22 protein-coding genes are annotated in these 24,243 nt (G+C 64.0%); 10 read left to right on the forward strand and 12 right to left on the reverse strand.

Annotated features, from left to right (window positions below; all coding sequences use genetic code 11):
* Positions 1–80 precede the first annotated feature (80 nt).
* Positions 81–758: an acyltransferase family protein gene (locus ASF09_RS19050; RefSeq protein ID WP_082444491.1), complete on the forward strand. Its 678-nt coding sequence runs from the start codon at positions 81–83 to the stop codon at positions 756–758.
* 74 nt (positions 759–832) lie between these two features.
* Here ASF09_RS19050 and ASF09_RS19055 read toward each other — a convergent pair whose 3' ends face one another.
* A complete protein-coding gene (locus ASF09_RS19055; protein WP_060527668.1) occupies positions 833–2,536 on the reverse strand; it encodes a hypothetical protein in 1,704 nt (567 codons plus the stop codon).
* Between the two features lie 420 nt (positions 2,537–2,956).
* Between ASF09_RS19055 and ASF09_RS19060 the strand changes: the two genes are divergently transcribed.
* Positions 2,957–4,006 (forward strand): EpsG family protein, encoded by a 1,050-nt coding sequence (locus ASF09_RS19060; protein ID WP_060527669.1) that lies wholly within the window; start codon positions 2,957–2,959, stop codon positions 4,004–4,006.
* 19 nt (positions 4,007–4,025) lie between these two features.
* The gene (locus ASF09_RS19065) at positions 4,026–5,183 is read left to right on the forward strand and encodes a glycosyltransferase family 4 protein (protein ID WP_060527735.1); all 1,158 of its coding nucleotides are present in this window, start codon (positions 4,026–4,028) and stop codon (positions 5,181–5,183) included.
* Between the two features lies 1 nt (position 5,184).
* On the opposite strand, the gene ASF09_RS19070 is transcribed toward ASF09_RS19065, so the two are convergent.
* The 4 genes from ASF09_RS19070 to ASF09_RS19085 form a co-directional block, all read right to left on the reverse strand.
* Entirely contained in the window at positions 5,185–6,534 is a 1,350-nt protein-coding gene (locus ASF09_RS19070; RefSeq protein WP_060527670.1) for an O-antigen ligase family protein, read from the reverse strand.
* A complete protein-coding gene (locus tag ASF09_RS19075) occupies positions 6,531–7,784 on the reverse strand; it encodes a hypothetical protein (protein WP_060527671.1) in 1,254 nt (417 codons plus the stop codon). The genes ASF09_RS19070 and ASF09_RS19075 overlap by 4 nt, the downstream gene beginning before the upstream one ends.
* Positions 7,774–9,864, reverse strand: a complete 2,091-nt coding sequence (locus ASF09_RS19080) for a GumC family protein (protein WP_235529897.1) — start codon at positions 9,862–9,864, stop codon at positions 7,774–7,776. The genes ASF09_RS19075 and ASF09_RS19080 overlap by 11 nt, the downstream gene beginning before the upstream one ends.
* Positions 9,865–10,031: 167 nt before the next feature.
* Complete coding sequence (locus ASF09_RS19085; protein WP_156359445.1) at positions 10,032–10,778, reverse strand: polysaccharide biosynthesis/export family protein; 747 nt, start codon at positions 10,776–10,778, stop codon at positions 10,032–10,034.
* Positions 10,779–10,900: 122 nt separating this feature from the next.
* Between ASF09_RS19085 and ASF09_RS19090 the strand changes: the two genes are divergently transcribed.
* Together ASF09_RS19090 and ASF09_RS19095 are read left to right on the forward strand one after the other, a co-directional pair.
* Positions 10,901–11,224: a hypothetical protein gene (locus ASF09_RS19090; protein ID WP_060527674.1), complete on the forward strand. Its 324-nt coding sequence runs from the start codon at positions 10,901–10,903 to the stop codon at positions 11,222–11,224.
* Positions 11,224–11,595 carry a hypothetical protein gene (locus tag ASF09_RS19095; protein ID WP_060527675.1) on the forward strand — a complete coding sequence of 124 codons (372 nt, stop codon included), beginning with the start codon at positions 11,224–11,226 and terminating at the stop codon, positions 11,593–11,595. Before ASF09_RS19090 ends, ASF09_RS19095 begins: the two co-directional genes overlap by 1 nt.
* On the opposite strand, the gene ASF09_RS19100 is transcribed toward ASF09_RS19095, so the two are convergent.
* On the reverse strand, positions 11,592–12,374 hold the full coding sequence (locus ASF09_RS19100; protein WP_060527736.1) for a metallophosphoesterase family protein: 783 nt from the start codon (positions 12,372–12,374) through the stop codon (positions 11,592–11,594). The genes ASF09_RS19095 and ASF09_RS19100 overlap by 4 nt on opposite strands.
* A 66-nt stretch (positions 12,375–12,440) precedes the next feature.
* On the reverse strand, positions 12,441–13,724 hold the full coding sequence (locus ASF09_RS19105) for a nucleotide sugar dehydrogenase (protein WP_060527676.1): 1,284 nt from the start codon (positions 13,722–13,724) through the stop codon (positions 12,441–12,443).
* A gap of 372 nt (positions 13,725–14,096) precedes the next feature.
* Here ASF09_RS19105 and ASF09_RS19110 point away from each other — a divergent pair, with 372 nt between their 5' ends.
* Together ASF09_RS19110 and ASF09_RS19120 are read left to right on the forward strand one after the other, a co-directional pair.
* On the forward strand, positions 14,097–15,089 hold the full coding sequence (locus ASF09_RS19110; RefSeq protein ID WP_060527677.1) for a site-specific integrase: 993 nt from the start codon (positions 14,097–14,099) through the stop codon (positions 15,087–15,089).
* 513 nt (positions 15,090–15,602) lie between these two features.
* Positions 15,603–16,637, forward strand: a complete 1,035-nt coding sequence (locus ASF09_RS19120) for a phytanoyl-CoA dioxygenase family protein (protein WP_156359446.1) — start codon at positions 15,603–15,605, stop codon at positions 16,635–16,637.
* Between the two features lie 42 nt (positions 16,638–16,679).
* On the opposite strand, the gene ASF09_RS20510 is transcribed toward ASF09_RS19120, so the two are convergent.
* Positions 16,680–17,906, reverse strand: a complete 1,227-nt coding sequence (locus ASF09_RS20510; protein ID WP_156359447.1) for a nucleotidyltransferase domain-containing protein — start codon at positions 17,904–17,906, stop codon at positions 16,680–16,682.
* Between the two features lie 8 nt (positions 17,907–17,914).
* Positions 17,915–19,090: a hypothetical protein gene (locus ASF09_RS20515; protein WP_060527681.1), complete on the reverse strand. Its 1,176-nt coding sequence runs from the start codon at positions 19,088–19,090 to the stop codon at positions 17,915–17,917.
* A gap of 138 nt (positions 19,091–19,228) precedes the next feature.
* On the opposite strand from ASF09_RS20515, the gene ASF09_RS19135 reads away from it, so the two are divergent.
* Both ASF09_RS19135 and ASF09_RS19140 read left to right on the forward strand, forming a co-directional pair.
* Entirely contained in the window at positions 19,229–19,738 is a 510-nt protein-coding gene (locus ASF09_RS19135; RefSeq protein ID WP_060527682.1) for a hypothetical protein, read from the forward strand.
* Positions 19,708–20,445, forward strand: coding sequence for a class I SAM-dependent methyltransferase (locus ASF09_RS19140; RefSeq protein ID WP_060527683.1), 738 nt, complete (start codon positions 19,708–19,710; stop codon positions 20,443–20,445). The genes ASF09_RS19135 and ASF09_RS19140 overlap by 31 nt, the downstream gene beginning before the upstream one ends.
* 27 nt (positions 20,446–20,472) lie before the next feature.
* On the opposite strand, the gene ASF09_RS19145 is transcribed toward ASF09_RS19140, so the two are convergent.
* Together ASF09_RS19145 and ASF09_RS19150 are read right to left on the reverse strand one after the other, a co-directional pair.
* Positions 20,473–21,447: an HPr kinase/phosphorylase gene (locus ASF09_RS19145; protein WP_060527684.1), complete on the reverse strand. Its 975-nt coding sequence runs from the start codon at positions 21,445–21,447 to the stop codon at positions 20,473–20,475.
* Positions 21,444–22,670, reverse strand: a complete 1,227-nt coding sequence (locus tag ASF09_RS19150) for a putative 2OG-Fe(II) oxygenase (RefSeq protein WP_156359448.1) — start codon at positions 22,668–22,670, stop codon at positions 21,444–21,446. The genes ASF09_RS19145 and ASF09_RS19150 overlap by 4 nt, the downstream gene beginning before the upstream one ends.
* Positions 22,671–22,973: 303 nt before the next feature.
* On the opposite strand from ASF09_RS19150, the gene ASF09_RS20520 reads away from it, so the two are divergent.
* Entirely contained in the window at positions 22,974–23,120 is a 147-nt protein-coding gene (locus tag ASF09_RS20520; protein ID WP_156359449.1) for a hypothetical protein, read from the forward strand.
* Between the two features lie 155 nt (positions 23,121–23,275).
* Here the strand turns inward: ASF09_RS20520 and ASF09_RS19155 are convergent, their stop codons facing one another.
* Positions 23,276–24,208, reverse strand: coding sequence for a hypothetical protein (locus ASF09_RS19155; protein WP_060527686.1), 933 nt, complete (start codon positions 24,206–24,208; stop codon positions 23,276–23,278).
* Between the last annotated feature and the right edge of the window lie 35 nt (positions 24,209–24,243).

Consider the following 24,243-nt stretch of genomic DNA (forward strand, 5'->3'; position numbering starts at 1 on the left):
CAACCAGAACAACGCCATCTACCGCCTCCATCGTCACACACTCTGTGAATCAGGAAGCTCCATTCAGATCAATAGACTGATTGGGTTTGAGCCCTAACGGGGGCTGGTCGATAACGGTCGAAGCCCATTTCTACGTCATTCTTCCCTTTCTCCTGATCATCGCGGAAAAAAGGCCGTCGGCGCTGATCGGTTTTGTCCTGGCTGCGATTTCGATCAGGCTGGCGATCTATCTGTCCGGTCTCGACATCCAGCAATTTGCCTACGGAACCATCGTCGGACGAATCGACCAATTCGTTTTCGGCATAATCGCGTTCAAATATAAGCGCATATTCAAAGGCAATCACGGATTGGCCATCTCCGTCATGGCGATATTTTTCGCCATATACTATCTATTCGACCTCCAGGGCGGTGGTAAAGACGGCAGTAAAGTGTGGTGGATACTGTTGCCGACGATCGAGGGTATTGCCTATTGCACGCTGATTGCCTGGTACGACAATAGTTTCAGCCATTCGCTGGGGCCCGTATCCCGTCTCATCGGCAAGATGGGCGAGTATTCCTACTCGATATACCTGACACACTTCTTCTTCGTATTCCAGATGGCGCAATTTATCGCTGCGCATGTCATGGCTCTGGATAATTTCTACGTCGCCATGGCCTGGTCTGCCATATCGTTTATGCTGATGATGCCGATCGGCTATATAAGCATGAAGCTTATAGAAGAGCCACCGCGGCGTTTTCGCAAGAAGTATGTGGTGTAGAGCCGCCTCTCGGCGATATGTATCGATGCCCACGTCGTGCAGGATATGGGCATCGTTACATGGAGTTCAGTATTCTACGATAGATACTCGATTATCTCGTACCTGAGGCTGTATCCGGTCAAGAGATCCGCGCTGCTGATCTTGACCTGGATAAGCCCGTCGCTCTGCCAGTTGAATACCGCCGCCAGATCCTGGGCAGGCCATGCCGTGCTCGCATTGGGCTGCTGAAGCTGAAGGTTGATAGCCGTCAGCGCGCGGTTCGCCACCGATGTCGGAAGTAAGATATTGATGAAATAGTTCTGGTTGGCCGAGGTGGGCTGGTAGCTTCCCCATGCCGACCGCGCGACCTGACCGATTTTACGCTGGCGGTAATTCGGCAGGGGGGTGCCCAACTGGCCCGATGGTGGGGATATGACGGGTGCGGTTATGAATTTCACGGCGGGCGATAGGGTGACGACGGCGCCCGATCCGGCGTTCGTCACGGTCAGATCGCCATCGCCATGCCAGCGTGCCGCGCCATTGCTTTCGACGTTGACGCCGAATACGGCCACGGTCGTATTTCCGGCCACTCGGATCGATGGATAATATAGATCGATCGACGCGTTCAGGTTGATCTGTATGCCGGTGGACCGCGAGATAACCAAGCACCGGTCCAGGGACACGATCGCATAGTTCGCAAGTAAACCGAACGTTCCGCCGGAAATCCGGCCGCCCCGAACCCAGTAATTCCTGGTGATCTTGCCGATATTAGCAGGGTTGGCCGTACCGTTGGGATCGGGATTGGCGACATTCAGCCCCGCTTGCGTACCCGTGGTCTCGAAATCGCAGTCCTCGAAGCCGATTTCGCCATTGTCGACGCCGTCGGTGATGACCGTCAGGTCGCCCGTGGCGTTACCATAGAAGCTGCAACGCCGGCGAATGACGCGCGCGATCCCGCCATACGCGTGATAGGCGGTTTCCATCGGAATGGTCGTACCGCCGTCCTGCGGTGCGCCCCACGCCGCACAGTCGATGGTTTCCTCTTCGGTGCCGAGACTCGTGGCCTCGAAGCAGACCTGGCTGTTATACGCCTGGCAATCCCGGCGCATGATGTCTTTCGGGGTTGGTCCCGAATTCCCCGCGTTGCCGGCAGCGGTATAGTGCGCATAGCCGGTGGCATTATAAACGTCGACGCGATCGACGCGGACGCTTCGGCTGCTGCCGCGGATGACCAGTCCGGAGCAGCGGTTCAACAATTGTGCCAGCGGCGTAGCGCCGAAATTCAAGCCGGCCCGGTCGATGTTGATGAAGAAATCGGCGAACCACCCGTTTTTATCGTCATCGCAATAGATGCCGTATCGCGGGCCTGCCTGTTGGACGGTGATCTGGAACGAGCGGAACCCGGATATGCCACGGCCTGCGCCGACCAGTCCTTTCCCACTCGGTTTGTGGATGTTTCCCGAGAACCAATGGACCAGGGGGCCGAGGTTGAGAACGCCGACCATCGGCGCGTCCAGCGCGGCCTGAATGATCGGTCGGCTGTCGATCTGGTCGCCGCCCAGCGCGCCGAATTGCGCGGCGTAATAGGGTTGCCCGGAGGCGAGCTGCCAAACAGATCCATTGGCCGCCTGAAACCAGCTGTAATTCTGCTGACTGCTGGGGAGCGTATCGGTCGTGCGCTGATAAGTTGCTGAACCACCATCATTCTCGGATAAACGACCGCTCGTGCGAACAACCTCGACATCGGCATCGATGGTTGCTGCCAATGCCTCGGTAAAAGTGCCTATGATATACAGCATCTGAGTCTCCCGAAATTATAGGGAGGTGGCTACTACATATGACGAGGCTGCAAAGATGTTTATTTGTTAAGATCACAGAGCTGAACGTAAGATGTTATGTTTGCGCTTTATTGTGCATCGAAGATGAAATTTTGCCAGCGCACGTACGATGTCGGCAATGATTTTGCCGTGATCGTCGGGGTAAGCCGAGCAACGTCCCCCCGACGGCTCCGGAATGCGGGGTGCGGACGCGCAGGGGTTCGGTTCGTATCGCGCTACTATGTAGGCTACGCGCAATGCGCTGCTCTCTCGGGCGATAGCCTGGGCGCCGCGCCGATCCCGAACGTTGCGAAGGCGCCGCATCCCTTCTAAGCGAGTGCGATCAACGACCGATATTAGGACTTTATTCTGCTTCCGTATTGGGTCCTCTTCATCGCCTGGATGGTCGCGGCGTTCGGCTATAATCGATTGGCCACGCCTGATGCCCGGATCGGATCGGAGCCCTCCCATTCTCTCATAGTCGTCTACGGCCTCGGTCTGGTGACGGCGCTGATGATCGGCTTGCGGTACGAAGTCGGTGGCGACTGGATTCCGTATCTGGGAATCTACGATCAAATCCAGCTTCTGACGTTTTCACAAGCCGTATTGACCTATGACCCGGCATATTCGGCGATAGTCTTTGTCGCCGGGCGACTGGATGCGGGTATCTGGCTGGTCAATTTCGCGTGTGGCGTGATCATGATCTTTGCGATGATCCGCTTCTGCAGTCGCCAGCCGAATCCCGCGCTCACATTCCTCGTTGCCGTGCCCTATCTCGTGATCGTCGTCGGCATGGGATACACCCGCCAGGCCGTCGCGATCGGGATAATCCTGGCGGGATTGGCAGACGTCGACAAGCAGTCGACGCTGAAGACGCTCGCCTATGTCTTCGCCGCGGCACTCTTTCATAAGACGGCGCTTCTGATCCTGCCCCTGATACTGGCGCCGGTCATCCGCCGAAGCCTGCTGCAATCGATACTCGGAATTATCGTCTCGATCGGGTTGTTCGTCCTGATCCTGAAAGACCAGACCGATAGCCTGATCAACAATTACATCGATTCGGAATATGCGTCGTCCGGTGCCGTGGTCAGGGTCGCGATGAATTTCGTACCTGCCGTCATCGCCATCCTGCTGCGCAAGAAGATGAAGTTCAGTTCGTACCAGGATGACATGTGGACCGCTTTCGCGCTGGTATCGCTGATAACGCTGCCATTGGTGCTGACCGTCAGCTTTACGACCGCGATCGACAGGCTGGCCTTGTTCCTCATCCCCCTCCAGATCGCGATATTGCCGAGGATTCCGTATGTCTTCGGGAATGGCAGGGCGTTGAACGCGCAGCTGACGATCGCCGTTTGCGCCTATTCGGCCTCGGTCCAGCTGGTCTGGCTGGTATTCGCGACGAACGCTGAATATTGGCTGCCGTATAGAGCGTTTTTCATCAATGCCGGTTAGCCGCAAACCGGTGGGACCGATGAAAAAGACGATCGTGATATCGGTCAACGCAAGTTGGAATATCGTAAACTTCCGGGCCAATCTCGTCCTCAGACTGATACGCGAAGGCTATGACGTCGTCGCGATCGCGCCGCGTGACGGACATAGCGAGGCGCTGATCGCGCTGGGGGTCCGGTATTTCCCGATCGAGATCGACAGCAAGGGGCTCTCGCCGGTCCGCGACCTGAAGCTTGCCGCGGCGTATCTGCGTATCCTGAAACAGGTGCGGCCGGTCGCGTTCCTCGGCTGGACGATCAAGCCCAATGTCTACGGCTCGCTGGCCGCGCACGCGCTCGGCATCCCGGTCATCAACAACATCTCCGGGCTCGGCACCGCGTTCATCAAGATCGGCCTGGTGACGCGGGTGGTGCGGCTGCTCTACCGGGCTGCGCTGGCACGGTCGGCGACGGTGTTCTTCCAAAACCGCCACGACCGCGATCTGTTCGTGGCACAGCGGCTGGTCCGCGAGGCGCGGACCGCGCTGCTCCCGGGGTCTGGCATCGACCTGGCGCAGTTCGTGCCCGAACCGGCCGGGGAGGGGGCGCCTCTGGTCCTGCTGATGGTCGCGCGGCTGTTGCGCGACAAGGGCGTGGTCGAGTTCGCCGACGCCGCGCGGATCGTCCGCGCCAGCCGGCCCGACGTCGAATTCCATCTGCTCGGCTTCCTCGACGTCCAGAACCGCACCGCGATCGACCGCGCGACCGTCCAACGCTGGGAACAGGAGGGTACGCTGCGCTATCTCGGCGAGGCGGCCGATGTCAGGCCGCATCTGGTCCGCGCCGCTGCCGTCGTGTTGCCGTCGTACCGCGAGGGCATGCCGCGCTCGCTGCTCGAGGCGGCTGCGATGGGGCGGCCCTTGATCGCCACCGACGTACCCGGTTGTACCGAGATCGCGCGCGCCGGCGAGAACGCCTTTCTGTGCACCGTACGCGATGCGCGGTCGCTCGCCGATGCGATGCTCGCGTTCCTCGCCCTGGACGCGGACGCGCGTGCGGCGATGGGGCGCCGCAGCCGCGAGATCGCCGAGCGCGAGTTCGACGTGTCGGTCGTCGAGGCGCGCTATCTGGAGGCGATCGCGTCCGCGACGGGTGGCGCGACCACCCAGGCGACCAGCACAACCGCGGTCGCGCCCGCCTGAGCTACAGGCTCATGTGCCGCGCGGAGGACGGCGCACGACTGCGTCGCGTATAGGGGCGCACGCCCGACATCAGGCCGATACAGGCGGCGAAGACCGCGGACAGCGCCGCGGTGCGCAGCGGATAGTCGACGACGCTGTGCAGCAGGATCGCGGCGGTCGCGATGACCGCGGCCTGCGCGAACGGATCGGGCTCCTCAGCGCGCCAGATCGCGCGCAGGCGCACCACCCACCACGCCAGGAACAGCGCCGCGAACGCGATCCCGACAATCCCCGTCTCGAGCAGCAGCTCGAGCCAGTCGCTGTGCGCATGGTTCATGTAGGTCGGCGTGACCGAGGCGAGCGGCTCCTGCGTGCGATAGATCGGCTGGAAGCTGGCGGTGCCCGAGCCGATCGGGAAATACGCGCGCGCCGCCTGGAAGGTGAGCGCGAACGAGGTCTGGCGCGACAGCTCGGCATTGGCCTTTTGTGCGCCGAACAGGTTGTTGCCGAACGGACCGACGACGATCGTGACGATCGCCGCCAGCGAGACCAGCCCGGTAGCGACGATCAGGCCGCGCTGGACGACGGCGCTGCGGCGCCGCCCGAACGTCAGCCACGAGACGAGCGCCACGGGCACGCTGAGCCCGATCCCGGCGAGCGAGGAATTGATCAGCAGGCCGACGAAGATGACCGCATAGGTCGCGCCCACGAGCAGGTGGACCGCCGAGGCGCTGCGCTGCGATTTGCTGCGCCGCAGCAGCGTCGCCTGGAGCGCGGCGAGGAACGGGATGCAGACCAGCAGCAGCGTCGCATTGTGGTTGGCGTTGGCGAAGAACCCGACCGCGACGCCGTAATTGGTGATCGCATAGAGATAGGCGCCGGTCCCGCCGATGACCTGCAAGGCGCCCAGCGCGACCGAGGCGAGCGTGACCGCGACGATCGTCGCGGCGATCCAGCGACCGCGAAACGCGCCGAGCACGACTACGCTCAACAGCATTGCGATCGCCGGCAGCAGCCACAACAGGCTCGCCGGCGCGATATCGGGCGCCAGCGTCAGCGGCAGCCAGGGCAGCGGGATGCCGAGTAGCCGATAGCCGTCGACGACCCACGCGCGACCCGGCAGCAGCGTCCACAGCGCGGGCGGCAGGGGCACGAGTTGCAGCACCGCGATCGTGACGAAGATCGCGAGCAGGCCGAGCGGCGCGCGGATCTGTGCCGGCGGGCGCTCCTGCAGCATCGTCCACAGCGCCCAGCCGATCAGCGGCAGGCTCGTGATCTGGAGAATGAAATTGGCGGTGAAGCCCGCCGCGCTCGCGCCTCCGAGCAGCAGGCAGGCGAGGAGGAAGACGGGAACGATCGCGTGGCGGATCATGACGTGGAGTCCGGTACGGGGCGAAGATCCAGATCGCGCAGCGTTACGCTCAGCGGCGACGGAAACTCGCCGGCTTCGCCGCGCAGCGTCAGGATCTGGCTCGGGCAGTTTGCCGGCACCACGACATCGGCCGCGATACGGTGCGGTTTGGCGGTCGCGGTGACGGGAAGCGTCATCAGCGGGTCGCGCGTGTCGGCTGCTGCCGCCTTGCACGCGAGCGTCCAGGCTAGCGTGGTCGTGGCATCGGTCTTGCCCGGATCGACGGTGATCGCAAAGCGGTAGCGCCCCGGCCGCAGCACCAGCACCTGGCTCGCCAAGGCACCGCTGTCCCGCCCATAATATTCCACCGCCATACTCCCGCTCCGCAAATCCGCTGCGCCAAGGCTGCTGGCGGTCAGCGTCCAGTCGAACGGGGGGGCTGCCCTGGTTTCGCGGAATCCGGCATTGGTGATCGGCATCGCCGCCTGCGCGGCTGATATGCCGTAGATACGTTGCCATACCGACCGCGCAGCTGCGTACTGGCTGCGCTCGACGAGCCGGTTCACCAGAACGGGACCCCAGCTCTCGGCATTGCCTGCATCGGCGCGCGCGGCCGGGCTCGCGAGCGCGAAGATCGCATCCGGCGCGATGGCCGATTTGGCCAGAGCGATCAGCACCGCGCGTTCGAGTACCGGATCGGTGTTCAGCGTGCGTCGGACCGCCTCGCGGGTTTCGGGCGCCATCGTCATCTGTGCCATCGCCGTCGCAATCGGTGCCTGCGCCGCGCCGAGAATGCGTGCGAGGACGGAGAATTGCGTTGCGGCGTCGGCATAGTGCGCGGTCCGCAGATAGCGATCGAGCAGCAGCAGATGGATCAACCGCTGGCGCGGATCGAGCCGTTGTCCGGCTTCCAGCGTCGCGACCGCGCGGTCCGGTGTATTGTCGAGCAACTGTTGATGCCCGAGGATCAGATAGGCGCGCGCATCGAGCGGCGCGGCCGCAGCCGCCCGCCGGACGGCGTCGAGAGTTTGCGCATCGAGGATACCGTGTTGCGCGACGAGCCTTGTGGCTGTTCGGCCCAGTACGACGCCGGGATCATCGGCAGCCAAGCGTGCGATTTCGCCTGAAGAAGCCGGCAGCGTATTGACCATCGCGGATTTGAACGACAGCCAACCGAGCGATACGCCCGCGACCGCCAGGATCGCAGCAGAGACCATGCCGCGAACGCTCAGGGCGTTGCGCGGCGTACGTCTGCCGTTCTTACGGCTCATCGTGCATCGTCAGCATGATCCGGCGCTTCTTGTCGTTGTCGTCGGCAACGTAGCGATACTGATCCTTGGTCTGTCCATAGCCATAGCCATAGCCGTACGATGCCTGCGCTTGAAAGCGCGTCAGGATGGCACCGACCATATGCGCGCCCGCAGTCCGCAGGCGGTTTTGCGCTTCGACGATTGCCCGCGTTCTGGTGCGACCGGATTCGATCACCATCAGCGTCGCCTGCGCGATCGACGACAACAAAGGAGAGTCTGCGAGACCAAGGATCGGTGGACCGTCGATCACGACAACGTCGAAGGTCGCGGAGGCGTCGGCGAGCAGCGACGCGAAGCGTGCCGAGGCAATCAGTTCGGGCGGGCTTGGTGGAATGGTGCCCGATGGCATGATCCACAACCCCTCCACATCGGTGTGCAGGACGTGCTCGCTCAGCGAACCCGTGTTGGTGAGGATATGCGACAGGCCGATATTGTCGCGCCCGGTAACGAAGGCGGGACGGCGCATGTCGGCATCGATCAGCAGGACGGACTTGCCCAACCGCGTAAAGCTGTACGCGAGCGCCCATGCCGACGTCGATTTACCTTCCGCCGGACGCGTGCTGGTGACGAGCAGCGTCTTGGGCGCGCCGCCTTCGGTCACGAACTGCATGGCCGACGCGGTCGACAGATAGGCCTCGGCGACCGGCGACAGCGTATCCTTCAATTCCTCGACGGGCTTTGCACTCTTGGCGGTCGGTATGCCCCCCAGGAAAGGTAGCTGCAGCTTGTTGCGGACGTCGTCGGGTGTCTTGATCGTGTCGTTGATGAATTCGAGCGCGATCGCCGCCAGCATGCCGACGACAAAGCCCAGGACGGCACCGATCAAGAGATTGAGATAGAGATTGGGAGAGAACGCCCCGCCAGGAACCAGGCCGCGATCGACCACCGACGCGACAGCAGTACCGATACCGCTCGCGACACCAATCTCCTTATAGCGCTGCAGAAGTGCATCGTAGAGAGTACGGTTGGTATCGACGTCGCGTCGCAGGATATTATACTGGATCAATCGACCGCGCTGTTCGAGCACCGAACCGCTAAGCCCCGAAACTTGTGCACGAAGCCGGTCTTCCTCGGCGCGCGCCGCCTGGAAATCCTGGCGGAGCGTGCCGATGCGATCGGAATTGGCAGTGCGCGTCTCGCTGACCACCGACGCCCGCAAGGCATCGATGCGCGCTTTGAGCGCCATCATTTCGGGATAGTCGGGACGGAACGTCTGGAGTTTCTGCTGATATTCGGCGTCGAGTGCAGCGATTTGCGCGCGTAACGGCGCCGCGTTCGAGCTTCCTTCGGTCGTCGCACCACCCAGGGCCGCTTCGCGATATTTCTGCTCGGCTGCGATGCGGCGTGCCTGTGTGGCGGCGAGAGCGGTGTTCAGCGACACGAGCGAACTGCCGGTCAGTGAATTGGTGTCGCCACCCTCTTCGCTGCCGCCCGTGCTGATCAGCCGTTGCTGTTGCGCATAGCTGGTGAGTTGGCGTTCCGACTTTTCCAGATCGCGCCGCGTCGTCGCGATCTGTCGTTGCAGGAAGTCGCGTGCATAGGAGGACGACTGGTAGCGTCGTTCGAGATTGGTCGCGATAAACGCATCGGTGATGCCATTGACGACTTTCGCCGCGATCTGTGGATCGCGGGCGACGAACGACACGCTGACGATCATGCTCTGCGGCTGCAGTTTTACCTGCGTTCCGCCTTGCACGAATCTTGCAGCCGTTTCGGTGTTTGCGGTACGATCGGTACTCTCACCGACGATTGCCGGATTGGCGGCAAGATTGAGATTTTGCGCGACGCGTTCGGCAAGCGCCCGACTGCCGAGCAGCGCGAGTTGCGTGCCGACGAAATTGGTGTCGTTGCGCGTGCTGCTTTGCCTGCCGCTCTTGCTATCCTCATTCGCCATAATTTCGACTTGTGGCGGGTTGAGTTCGATCGACGTCGTGGAGCGATATTTGAGCGGCGTCAGCAACGTGGAGAGTACTGCCAGCGCAAGTCCTGTGCCGACCGCAGCAAGAATCAGCCATCGCCACTCGACAGCAATACGCCACAACAGCGCCAGCGATAATTCGCGACCGCTATTCGTGGTACCATAGCCGCCATAACCGCTTTCTTTGCTTATGGCAGCGAGTTCACGGCGCTGATCCGGTTGCACGGTCAGGTTTGTGGGGCCCATGGCCCCCGGGCTTGCCATTTACAAAAATCCTAAAGGCGAAGGCGTTATAGCGCCAAGAAGATGGAAGTAAGCGGTAGTGCCTGGAGAAGGTCGCGCTGCGTCTTTTTTACGCCTGATCCATCGACGACAACTGTATCCCCAGGATAGATCTGAGGATCGGCCATCTCACCACGGCGAATACTTGTAAGGTCGAACGCTGCGGCGGTGCGCTTGCCAGCTATCGTTCGGAAAATAGCGACACGGCGCGGGTTGGCCAGATCGTCGGTACCGCGGGCGAGTGCAATCGCCTGAATGAGCGATAGCGCACCGGTCGCAGGATAGATGCCGGGCTGGCGAACCGATCCATCGACCGTGACGACGCGGCTGGCTGACGACTTCAGGGACACCGTAACGCTCGGATTGCGCAGGTATTTTTCGTCCAGCCGATGGCCGATCACGGTGCCGAGTTCGGTCGTGCTGAGGCCGACCGCATCGACGCGACCGAGCAGCGGCATGGTGATGCGACCGCTCTGGTCGACCTCATAGTCGCGACTGAGATCGGCGACCTGGAACACCATGACGCTCACCGTATCGAGTGGTGCCAGCTTGTAGGTATCGTCGATCGCAACGATCTTGGGTGCATCGGGTGTGCCGAAGTTACTGGAATCATAGGATATGGTTCCACCGCGCGTCGACGCGCACGCCGCCAGCAGCAGGGCAAGACCGATGACGGCCATCCGGCGCATCAATCCGATTTTCATAATGTCACTGCCCTGCAACCGACCATGCATCCCCGTGATGCGTATGCGCACACCTACAATTAACCCCGGTCTGCCGCAAGTCGGGCACTGATAGCTTCTACAAAGGCAAGATCGCCCGACAATAGCGATCAAGACCGTGTTGACACAGTAGATAAGGTAGCGAATGCGGTTTCATGATCGTGATTGCCGCTCTTGTGCTGCTGCTGTCGAGTAGCGACGTGCCCGGCGAGACTCCCCGTGAGATCATCGTCGTCGCGAAATCCCGTAAATGCGATCTATCGAGCGCCGGGCGGACGTTGCGGAATGCCGATTTCAGAAAATATGCGGTGGAGTGGGCGGCGGGACGTCCGGTCAGGATCGTCGTTCCGCGGGCGGCGCGAACGATGTGTCTCGCCAAGATCATGTTCAAACTTCATGATCACGGTGTGACGCAGGCCGAATTCGTCGACATGCCCGGTACTCCGGTGACCGAAACCACGCCGGTGGAGGGGGAGTGATGGGCGATGGCGGGCACAGCGGTGCGGTGGTCGCGATCGTGCTCGACTGGGAGAGGGTCAAGGTCTGGCTGAGCGCGACGTCCGGGCTGACGCATCATGATTTCCATCTGCTGCTCGGTGTGCTGCTGACGCTGGGGTTCGGCTGGCTGCTGCGTCGGCCACTGGGGTCCTGGCTGCCGTTGATCCTCGTCCTCGGCCTCGAACTGGTAAACGAGGCGTTCGACTTCATTCGCTATCGTATCGACAGCTATCCCTGGGGGCCGGGCCCGATGCTCGTCGATATCGCGCTGACCATGCTGCCTCCACTCGCGATCGTGCTGGCCGCGCGGTGGGACTCACCGGAGTTTCAGCGCTTCAGGCCACTGCGCTAACCGCCTGTTGCAGGCCCTGTCGCCAGGAAGCGGAGATCCTCCTCTTCGATCACCGCGGCGGTCAGGATGCCGGTCCGATAGGCACCGGTATCGATACCGATCCGGTTGCTACGCTGGTCGACACCGTCGCTGATCGTGTGGCCGTGGATCACCATGCAGCCATGATCATGCGCATCGGACAGGAAGGGCTGGCGGATCCAGCGCAGATCGCGCGGTTGCTGTTCATCGATCGGCACGCCGGGCCGGATCCCGGCATGCACCAGAAGATAGTCGCCGAACCGGAAGGTGTCGCCGAAGGTCTTCAGAAAGGCGACATGCGCGGCCGGAATCGCCTGGCGCAGCACCTCGGCGATCCGCTGTTCGTCCATCGCCTGCAACGCGGCGGTCGCGACACCGTAGCTCTCCGCGCAGGCATCGCCACCAAAGCCGAGCCAGTCATGCGCGACTCCCGGCTCGCCGTTCAGGACACGCAGCAGGAATTCTTCGTGATTGCCGAGGATGAACAGCATCCTGGCGGGAAAATGCCGGAGGCTCTGCAACCGGTCGACGACGCCGGCGGACTCCGGGCCGCGATCGATCAGGTCGCCCAGGAAAACCACCGCTGCGGTCTCCACCGGTCGGTCGGCGATGTCGTCCTCGATCCGGCCGAGCAGATCGTCGACGAGATCGAGCCGGCCATGGACATCGCCGATCGCGTAAAGACGCGCGCCGGGTGGCCCTGCGAACACGGGTTTCGACGACACGGAGGCCGACATGCGGCGGAACAGCTTAGAAAACACGCAAACCTCGAACGCAGACACGGGCGGCCGCACGATGACCGCTCGGGCTGCATGTAGGCGCGATTGTCACATCGTCCATAGCTTCATTCCGTCAGGCACCTGTCCCGACCCGGCGAGCGCGTTCTTCAGATCGACGATCCCGCCGTCCGGCGCCAACTGGCTCGTAAACCGGGCGAAATCCTCGACCAGTTCGCGATGGGGGACGGCAAGGACGATCAGATCATAGACATCGACGGGCGCCGCGACGAGTTCCAGGCCATATTCATGCAGCGCTTCGGGCGCGGAGACGAGCGGATCGTGGACGTCGACCTGATGGCCGAGACCCTGGAACGCGGCGACCAGATCGGCGACCTTCGAATTGCGCAGGTCGGGCACGTCCTGCTTGAACGCCAGCCCGAGCATCAGCACCTTCGCGACGCGCGCAGCACCCGCACCCGCGTGCCAGTCGTGGACGTCCTTCGCGACCCATGCGGCCATACCGTCGTTCATGTCGCGGCCGGCCAGGATGATGCGCGGATCGCAGCCGAGTTCGGTCGCGCGGTGGGCGAGATAATAGGGATCGACGCCGATGCAGTGTCCGCCGACGAGACCCGGCTCGAACTTCAGGAAATTCCATTTGGTGCCCGCCGCGGCGAGCACGTCCCATACCGACAGGTCCATCTTCGAGAAAATCTGCGTGATCTCGTTGACGAAGGCGATGTTGATGTCGCGTTGCGCGTTCTCGATCACCTTGGCTGCCTCGGCCGCTTTGATCGAAGCGGCGCGGAACACGCCGCCCGTCGTCACCTTGTTATACAGGTCCGCAATCGCCTCGAGGACTTCGGGCGTCTGGCCGGAGATCACCTTGGTGATCCGATCGACGGTATGCTCGCGGTCGCCCGGATTGATCCGCTCGGGCGAATAGCCGAGGAAGAAGTCCTCGCCGCAGACGAGTCCGCTGATGCGTTCGAGCTCGGGACCGCACAGGTCTTCGGTGACGCCGGGATAGACGGTGCTCTCGTAGACGACGATCGAGCGGCGACCCGGTTTCAACATGCTGCCGACGGTCCGCGTCGCCGCCATCACGATGCCGAGATCGGGCCGGTTGTCCGCATCGACCGGGGTCGGCACGGTGACGATGTAGAAATCGGCCTCCGGACAGGCTGCGGGATCGGTCGTCAGGCTCAGACTCGATGCAGCGAGACGATCGGCGTCGATTTCGCCGGTGCGGTCATGCCGGCGTTCGAGTTCGGCGATACGGCCGGTATCGACATCGAGACCCCAGGTTTCGAACGACTTGGCCAGCGCAACAGCGAGCGGCAACCCGACATAGCCGAGCCCGACCACTATTACGCGCGTGTTATCGACCATGTTCGACACCTTTACATGTTCTGCAAGAAGTCGGTTCCATACCGTTAACCGGCGTAACGACAAGTCGCGATCATTACAGCGGCGCCGTCCGGCGTCCTGCGAAAGGACGTGTAAATCCCGCTCGACAGCGGTCGCGCGGATGACGTGGCGATCCGCACCGTCGATTCCAGAGCCTCGATCGCCGTCGTCGAGCACGCCGCATCACGGTCGTTTACAAGTTCGTTTATTCCGATAATCATTATTCTCGGAATAAACGAACCAGCTGGTTTTGGGGCGGGCGGGTGGCCGGCTGTGCGGCAGGTCGCCCGATCATATTCTCGGCCGTAGATGAAACCGGGCCACCGAACAGGCTCCAGGCGAAGGCACCGACGCATGAACGACGACCTGGACGATACCGCGCTCACGCGCATTGCGTCGACACCGTTGATCCCGTTGTTGCTGGACGACGAGATCGAGGCGGCGCGCGCCTATGTCGCCGCAGCGCGCGCGCCGGCGACGCGGCGGGCCTATGATTCCGATTGGCGGATATTTGAGGCCTGGTGCGCGCCGCGCGCGATCACGTCGTTGCCTGCCGCGCCCGAGGCCGTCGCGATATTCCTGTCGGCCGAAGCACAGGCCGGCGTGCGGCCGTCGACGATCGGGCGCCGGCTGGCGGCGATCGGTTATATGCATGCGCAGGCTGGGTATGATCCGCCGCAGCAACAGCCCGGGGCGGTTGCGATCCGCAATGCCGTCGCGGGCATCCGCCGCACGCACGGTATCAGGAAGGTCCAAAAACGCGCCGCGGACGGTGACATGCTGCGTGATATGCTGCGCGGATGTGACGGTGACAGCGTGCGCGCGGTCCGTGACCGGGCGTTGCTGGCGATCGGCATGGCTGCGGCCTTGCGCCGGTCCGAGCTGGTCGCGCTCGAGATCGACGATGTCGCGATCACGCCCGAGGGGCTGATGATCACGGTCCGCAAATCAAAGACCGACCAGGAAGGTGAGGGCGCGATCATCGCGATCCCCGAGGGCCGGCGGATCCGGCCGAAGGCGCTATTGCTGGCGTGGATCGCCTGTGCCGGGTTCGACACGGGGCCGGTGTTCCGCAAGCTCACGCCGCAGGGGCGGATCACGACCAGGCCGATGAGCGACCGCGGCGTGGCGCTGGTGGTGAAGGCCCGCGCTGCGGCTGCGGGCTATGATCCGGCGCAGGTCTCGGGCCATTCGCTACGCGCCGGATTCCTGACCGAGGCGGCGCGACAAGGCGCGACGGTGTTCAAGATGAAGGAGGTCAGCCGACATAAGTCGCTCGAGATCCTGTCCGACTATGTCCGCAACCACGAACTCTTCCGCGACCATGCCGGAGAGCGCTTTCTCTAGATGGTATAGCCGTATCGGATAGGTTCCAAGCCTCAGGCCGAACCCGTGGCGGCGTCGGCCATTGCGCGGTCCGCGGCGTTCTTGTCCAACACCTTCTGCCATGCGAGCGCATCGCGCGCACGTTTGCGAGCAAACCGGTGCTTTCTCTTAGATTCCATCATCTTAGTATAAATATACCATCCAGTCACCAGCATGGCGACGAGCAAGGCTGCAACTATTAATAGTCTCATGGGTAAGCCTTTGATAATGATGGTTTGTCATTGAATGCTATGAGATTATCTAAATCTAGATAAGCCAGGAATGCGAATCTAGAAATACTATTTGCATGAAAGAGGAATAGTAATACCTGTGTGGAATGACATAGATCAATCGTAAGATGTGTTAATTGCAAGAATCTGACATATAGAAATACATTAGGATGCATATCAAAGAGTTATGCAAATTAAGTCGAAGAATGGTTTTTCGGCGAAAGTCTATTGCTAAGCGGATCATTTCAATCATGAAAATGTATTGGTGAGCTTGGCAGTGGGCGAGTGCGAAGACATGACCGATGGTCGGCTGGATTTTCGAACGATACGCGGCCTCGAAGACGTATGGCGGAGCGTGACGGGTGGCGCCGCGCGCGACGCGGCGCGGCCTGTGCCATGGCGCGCCTTGCTCGATACGTTGGGTCTGGGGCTGGAGCAGACGATCTCGTATCTCGGCCGGGAGCGTCCTGCGTGGGACGCGTTCGTCGCCTGGACCGAGGCGACGGCAGGCGGGGCATCTGACGGCGCGCGCGGTGCGGCGATCGCGCGCTATCATGCTTGGTACGACGGCGCGCCGATACCGGATGCGGAACTGAGGCGACAGGCGGCGATCATGGCGGCCGAACCGGTGTTCTCCGAGATCGAGATGGCCGCATGGGCGCGCGACGGCGTCGTCGTCCTGCACCAGGCGATTACGCGCGACGAGGCGGCCGCGATCGCGGCGCATCTGTGGAGGCTGAAGGCGGCCACGCCTACCGATCCGGCCAGCTGGTACGGCCGCGGTGAGAACGGCATTATGGTGCAGGCGTTCCAGCACCCGACGATGGAGGTGCCGCGTCGATCGGCGCGAGTGCATCGCGGGTTCGCGCAGCTTTACGGCCATGCCGACCTGCTGGTGTCGACCGATCGATTGAGCTTCAATCCACCGGTAACCGATCGCTACGCGTTTCCGGGGCCCAACCTGCACTGGGACACCAGCCTGGCCGGAGAGATTCCGTTCGAGACGCAGGCGATCCTCTATCTGACCGATACCGAGGCGACGCAGGGGGCGCTACGCGTCGTTCCGGGCTTCCATCACCGGCTTGCGCAAGGGTGGTTGGAGACGCTCGGGACTCGCGACCCGCGCACGATCGACCTGACGCGCGAAGCCGTGCCGATCGCGGCAGCGCCGGGCGACTTGGTGATCTGGCGCCAGGACTTGCCGCATGGCGCCAGCGCCAACACCGCGGATCGTCCGCGCATGGCGCAGTATGTCACGATGTCGCCGATGCGCTGGCCGGATATGCGTCGCTGGCTGTGACGTGCGGGGTTCAGGGACTTGCGGGTTAGGGACGTGCGGGGTTCAGGCTCGCTCGCGCGTGCGGCGCAGGTCCTGCCGCAGCCTGCGCCGCTTGAGCAGCCTCGGGATGCGCTGCAGCGGGTGGAGCACGAACCAGAAGCGCGAGCGTTCGGCTTCTGCGTCGGACGCCGAGAACAGCAGGCGGACGCACCATCCGCCGAGATCGCCGGGGCTCGACACGACGAGCAATTTGCCCGTCATCTCGGCCCAGCCGCGCCAGTGCGTGCGGGCGAGCTCGGTGGTGCCGCCACCTGCTTCGATCACGCGTCGGGACAGTGCGACGAGCACCCTCAGGCGCAGCGATACGGGTGCCGCGAAGGCTGGCGGGACGGGCGTGCCGAAATACCGCCGCGCCAGCAGGATGGCGGAGGCGGCCGCGCGACCCTGGCGGCGCGCGACCGCGGCGTGCCAGAGCCGGTCCCCGCCGTCGGGCTCGCGCGCGAGCAACGCGGCGACGTCGGCCAGCCAGCGCAGCCGCGCCCACATATGCGCGGCGCCGTGGTTGCAGATATAGGCGAAGAGCGCGTCGGTCGCGAGCGTGGGGACGGCTGCGCCGGGGGCGAGGTCGACCCACTGGACGGCTTCGCGATCTTGGGCCGGGCGTTCGCGCAGAGCGTCGGTCATGCGCCAGTGCAGCTCGACGATCTGGCCATTGTCGGCGTGACGTACTTCCATGTCCTTGGCGAGCGGCGACAGTCGCGCGACCCTGTTTGCGAGCGTGGCGCCTGCGAGATTGGTATCCGCTGGATTGCCGCCCGTATCGCTGCGTGCGCGATACCCGGCGTTCTCGAGCAACTCGGCTGCGCGGCGTGCATCGACGGGGCGAACCAGCAGATCGATATCGCTGAACTGACGACGACCGAGCGCGCCGTAGGCCAGCATCGCCAGCGCGCTGCCCTTGAGGAAGATCGGTTCGATCCCGTCCGCCAGCAACAGCGTCCGCAACCGGATCGCCTCGCGTGCCGCGCGCAGCGGCGCGAGCGGATCGTGGCGCGCGGCAAGCGCCGGAGGGATCGGCCGACCGTGTCGCTTGAGCGCCTCGACCACCAGCGGCACGACCTGATGCCGGTGGGCGATCGCGGCGAGCGTGGCATCGTCGAGATCGCCGTCCGGGTCGGGGGGGGCGAAAGGTCCGGCGCAGGCACAGACGAACGCGAATTCGGGCGAGGCCATCGCCCGGTGCGCCGGGTCGGGAAACGCTGGCTCGGGAAGCGCCGGGGCGGGAAACACTGGTCGGGTCAAGCGCCGGGTGCGTTGAAGGTGATGGCATAGCTGCCGGCCGGAAGCGCTGCGCCCGGGCCATCCCCAGGACCGATCGGCACGCTGACGGTGAAGCCTGTCTTCGTCGCGGTCAGATAGCCGTTCCGGACCAGTGCGACCGCGGCTGCGTTGGCGGCCGAGATCACCGGGTAGCTGGCGGACGGATAGGCATGTGCATAGGTCACCGTGAACAGGTCGGCCGCGCCGAGCCCCGCGCCCGGTCTGCTGCCCGGTCCGCTCCCAGGTCCTGCGCCCGTGACCAGCAGGACCACCCCCGCATTGCCGTTCGCGTCGATCGTGACGGTCGCGCCGGCGCCCGCGCCCGGCAGCACCGTTACGCTTGGATCGCTGGTCTCGGCGAGCATGACGCCGCGCCGGACACCATCGGCTGCGGTGAAATACGGTCGGGCGTTCGCATCGACCTCGAACGCGCCCGCCTCGGGCGTGGCGAGCAGCGCGGCGCCCGACCGCAGGAACTTCAGCGCGCCGAAACCGGGCGATGCCGCACCCGCGCCGATCACTACCCATCCGCCGAAATTGCTCCCCGCGGATGGCAGCGCCGGGTTGACGCCGCCCGGGAAAATCACCTGCTGATAGCTGTTGGCGACGATCGCGTTCATCGTGCCGTAGCGGACCGGATACTGCTTGCTCACCTGCGACGACGCGACCCCGGTGCCGGTGAACAGCGCCCAGCGCCCGGCGACCTCGCCCGCCGAGAAGACCGCATTGTCGACGGTGACCCGGCTCCCGCCGACATGCCCGGTCTGCCCGCCGGTGCCCGCCTGCCATAGGTCGACGACGATCCGATCGCCGTTCTGGACCGCGGCATAGCCGTTCATCGCTAGGCTGCGCGTCTTGACCCAGTAATTGGTCACCCCCTTGCCGTCCGCGCCGTATTTGAACGCGAGATAGCCGGTGTCGTTGGCGGCGCTGCCGTTGACCTGGATCGGCGAGTTGCCGATCGTCCCCGAAGCGCCCGAGACGGCCGGCGTGTCGGGTTGCTCGCCACCGACGATCGTCGTCTTCATCGTCGTTGGTGCGGTCGCGACCGAGAGCGCTTTCGCTGCCATCGCGCGCGCGACCGGATCGACCTGCGCGGCTGCGGGGCCGGCGAGCATGAGCGCCGATATTACGAAAAGCACGATCCTGATCATGCGCGGTTCCCGGATAGGAGGAATTCGACCCGCACAGCGACGTGTGCGGACCGATGGTCGGCCATTGGCGGGCGTTTAACAAGCCGGGTGTTTGCGCTCGCCTTGCCTGTATGGTCGTAGACGCGTAGACGTGTCTACATGAAGACCGGGCACCCTTATCCGCTAGGCAATGCGCCGGAACTGGCCGATATGCTCGCTTTCCTGAAGCGTATCGGGCTGACGGCCGCGGTCGGGATCGTGCCTGCCGACGCGGTGCTGCCGGCGATGTCGGTGCGGGGTGGCGCGGTGGTGTACGACCCCGCGCGGCCGGGTCGGGTCGGCGACCTGCTCCACGAGGCGGGGCATCTGGCAGTGACCGATCCGGCGCTTCGGGATACGCTGTCGCAGGTCGGCGACGATCCGGCCGAGGAGATGGCGGCGATCGCCTGGTCCTATGCCGCGGCGATGGCAATCGGCGTCCCGATCGGCACTCTGTTCCACCCCGGTTACAAGGGCGGTCCCGACTATCTGATCGCGGCGTTTGCCGGGGGCAGCTTTATCGGGCTGCCGATGCTGCAATATTGGCGGATGGCGGCGCGCGACAGTGAGGATGGCCCGCGCTTTCCGGCGATGCGGACATGGTTGCGACCTCCGTGCGCAACCGCCTGAAAGCGTTCCCTAGGCTGGTTGCGCTCGTTCGTTTCGTTCGGGCGCTGTCGACGCCGCTCGGCCGTGGGCGGCTCGACGCCGGACGGCGGGGCGCACAGCTGTTCCAGCCTGCCACGGTGACGCGACTGGATCGGCATCCGGCGCTGTTCGCGGTCGTGGCGGCGCGATTGGGGGACAAAGCGGTACCACGCCTCTTGTCGTTCGGGTGTTCGACGGGCGAGGAGGCGGTCACGCTGGCGCGCTATCTGCCGCACGCGCGGATCGACGCGATCGACGCGAACCCCGCCTGTATCGCGCAGGCGCGACGTACCGCCGATCGCCTGGGGCTGGGGCAGATCGACTTCGCGTGTGCCGACACGCCGGACGCGCTGGCGATCAAGCGACAGGCGGAGGGCTATGACGCGGTGTTCTGCCTGTCGGTGCTGCGCCACGGTGATCTCGATGCGTGGCGTCCCGACCGTTGCACCGGATTGCTGCCGTTCGCGCGGTTCGCCGCGGCGGTCGAGGCGCTCGACGCGTGTGTTCGTCGGGGCGGTCTTCTCATCCTGTGGGGATGCAATTTCCGGTTTGCCGATACCCCCGTATCGACGCGCTACCGGATGATCGCGACACCGGGCGTCAAACCCCAGCCGGGCCCCTTTTACGGCCCCGACGATCGGCTGTTGCCGGATGACAGCTATGCCGCGTTCGTCTTCGTCAAGGATTAGACATTCGGTCCGAGGGCATACTCGCGCTCATTTTTCGGTCACGCCGAGCCCAGCGGCTCGGGCCGAGGCGCGTGTTAACCCGCTGGTTCGAGCAGACGGTGCCGCGATCATCGTCCTGATCCGCGCGAGCGCCCGGTGCGCGCGATCCTGCTGATCGTGCGGGTCGAACGTCGTGATTGCGGGAAAGGTGGCGACGGGTATCGCCGCGGCGATCGTCAGCAGATCGTGACGGCGTATCGCCTGGTTGGGCAACGCCGCGAGCCACCGCGGCCGGAACAGATGCGCCGCGAGCGCGGTCAGCTTGGCGCGCGCGTCGGGCACCAAAGGCTGATCGGTCAGCGTCAGCAGGCCGGCAAGCGGCAGGGCTGAATCCGCCGCGCGCGCGCGCGGACGCACCAGCCATTTGCCGCGTGGATCGTCGGGAACGGGTGCGCGCAAATCGGCGTCGATGCGCGCTGCGGTATCGCGGTGCTGGCGCATCGTCGGGCGACCGCGGAGCGCCTCGATCCGGCCGTCGACGACACGGACCACCGCCAGATCGTCGGCGATCAGGCGCGCGCCGAGACTGAGCAGCGCTGCGGTGAGGCTCGACTTGCCCGCCCCCGATCGGCCCGCGATCAGCACTGCGATACCGTTGACTTCGACCATGCAGGCATGGAACGGGATCGCCCCGCGCCACGCCAGCGTCACCGCGCTGATCGTGCTGTAGAAGGTGAACGGGAGCGAGCCACGCCAGCCGGGGCCGGGCAGATAGTCGATCCGTTCGCCATCGATCATGTCGAAAACGACCGCGTCTCCCCAGCCGAGCCGGATGCCGTCGGGATAGAGTAGCCCTCGGTTGAGCGCGCGTCCCGGCCCGCGATCGGCGAGCGCGGCGACGCGCGTCACGCGTATGCAGGGTCGCGGCGTATCGAGTGTTGGCGGGCATTGGTCGAAGCCGTCGAGCACGATGTCCGAATACCATGTCAGTCCGAACGCCGATGCGCGGTACTCTTCGCTCACAGCGGTCTGAGATCGAACGCGACGCAGATCCGCTTCTCGCGCAGGCCGTGCGGGAAGGTGCGGTGATAGGTGTGCGACGGAAAGGCGAGCATCAGGCCGTCGTACGGCCGCACCGTCCGCGTGCCGAACGCGGCCGCGGCGTCGTCCCCGACCAGGTCTTCGGGGATTCCGAACGCCAGGCATCCGCCCGGGTCTTCGCCGTGCGTGATCGAGTCCGGCACTCGGACGTAATAGACCCCGCTCAGCCAGCCGAACTGGTGGACGTGCCAGGTCTCGAACCCGTCGCTCTCGGTGATGACACACCAGCTCCGCAGCATCGCCGCAGCCGGCCGTGCCCGCGCCCAGGGGTGGTCGAGACCGGTGATGCGATCGAGCTGCGCGGCGATCGCATCGGCGATCTGCGCGAGCAGCAGGCGGACCAGAGGGGCTTCGCGCGTGGCCGGGGAGTCGATCCGCCAGGTCAGCGCCGATGCGGTGCCATAGCGTTCGTAGCGAAGCCCCGGATGCGCGAGCAGTTCGTCCGCCAGCGCGGCGTTGAACGCGTGGATGTCGTCCCAGCCGGGCGGCGGTGCGAGCGTCGCCATTGCGGTGAGGTCGTCCTCCCCGGTCGGACCCTGCCCGGCCGCGCCTTGTCCGGTTGCGATGCGCGCCGCCTCGATCGCGCCGGTCTGCGCCAGCGCCAGCGCACGGGCTGCGAACAGTCGGGCGTGCGCCGCACCCCGCATGGTCAGGGCGTCGACCATCGTCAGCACCGCAGCCGGATCGTTGGCGGCGAGATCGAGCGCGGCGAGGCGCTTGCAGGCATCCCTCTCATGCGGGTCGTAGCGCAGCGCGTGTTCCAGCGTCGCCCGTGCCGCCTCGACCGCACCGAGCCGGGTCTCCGTCTTGCCCCGCAGCGCGAGGGCAGCCGCGCGCTGCACGTCGCTGGTCGCCAAGGCCAGCGCGCGGTTTGTGCTGCGCCGCGCCTGGTCGGCATCCTCGAGCGTCTCGCGGGCAAGGCAGGCCTGAGCAAGCAGCATCTCTTCGAGGAAAGTCAGGTCCTCGTGCGGCGACAGCAAGGTGACGAGGTCGTCGAACGCATCGCAGACCAGCAACAGCGTCGCCAATCGGCTGCGGAGCACCGGCCCCTGATGACGGGCATAGGCGGCGCGGACGAGCGCCAACTCCTGAGGAAGCGTCAATTGCTTGGCGACTTCAAGATCGATTCTAGTGCGCTGCAACATGAACGCTCTCGCTTTTCGGCTGATTCACCGGGGAATGACCCTTGCGATGGTTCAGCATAAAAACCCGGGGCGATCTCTACTGTATGAGTCGATTATCGATACAATTATATATGGAAACATATGTTTTGAGACATTATGTTAATCAAGGTGAGGCAACCGATTTGGGTGTATTCATTGATTTGGTAATATGTACGATTGAACATCGAAGGATGATAGAATCTCTTGTTTATGGGAGAAGAACAGGCCTAGATCGTACCCGTAGGGCATTGCGTAGACTTGGACGCAGCAAACGAGGATAGTATGATGACCGATCAGATCATTCAGTCGGGCCAGCGCAAGACCTGGATCGCGCCTGAAATTCGCGAACTCGACGTCCGCGAAACCGCGTTGTCGCCCGGCGTGGGCAACGATGTCGGGGGCAATCCTTCCCCGGACTGCCAGAAGTCCTGATTCCGGCGCACGCTGGAGCGCTTGATCGCGTGGCTGCGTCGCTACGGTCGGGGTTGTGCGGCGTCGGTACGGGCCGTCGGTATGGTGTATCGTTACGGGTCTCGTTGAAGCCCGCCGTCACGGGGCCTTGCTACAGGTCGTCGTTATGGGCGTCGTTACAGCGCGATGATATCCGTTGGTGATCCACCGAGGATCATCGTCGTGCGCGGTTCGAGCGCGCGATCGAGGATCACGACCCCGCCATGCAATTTGCTGCGCAGATGGCGGGGGCCGAAACTGGACATGCCGACGATGATCGCATCGCGCGTGATCGCCAGTCCACGCGTCATGAGCGTATCGGTGACATGCGCACGCGTGCCATCCGCGGCGATGATGTCGCCGGCCATCGAGTCGCAGTGCCACAGCATCCCGCGCTCGTCCGCGACGATGTCGTGACAGCTATGACCGGGCAGCGGCTGACGCGCGATCACCCGCCAGTCGCGATCGAGCCAGGCGAGTTCGCTGGTCTTTTCGGGGATCGCCTTGCCGTTGTGAAGCATGATCGCGGTGCGGTCGCCGACCGCTGCTATCGCGTTGATATGCAGATACGCGCCGCTGGTATCGTGTGGCGGGGCGGCCGCGAACGGGCGCTGGACGTCGACCGCACGGCCCTCGAGCGTGAACCGCAGGATCGCCTGGTTCGCGGTGTCGAGCACGCACAACAGCCCGTCGACGACCGCGATCTGGTGGCAATTGGTGTGCAGCCCGGTGACGATCACCTCGGGCGTACTCAGCCGGTCTCCGGCAAGATCGAACCGGACGATCCGCCCCATCGGCACGGTGCGATCGCGGTGTCCGCAATTCTCGAACAGATACAGCGCGTCGTGGTGACGGCACAGGCCGAAGAACCAGCCATAGACGATGGTCTTCACGCTGGCCCCCGCCCCCGCGTCGGCCGCAATCGCGAAGAGCCCGCGGTGCGAGGCGACCAGCCAGGTCTGTCCGGCCAGATCGGGATCGGCGATGCGGACTTCGCCGCGCGCATAGGCGTCGCGCGCCATCGCTTCACGCAGCGCGCTCTTGGCGGCAAGACGGTCGATGTCGGGCATCCACCCTTGTCTATCCGACGCCGCACGCGCGTCAA

The sequence above is a fragment of the Sphingomonas sp. Leaf242 genome (genome assembly GCF_001422045.1).
Lineage (GTDB): Bacteria > Pseudomonadota > Alphaproteobacteria > Sphingomonadales > Sphingomonadaceae > Sphingomonas.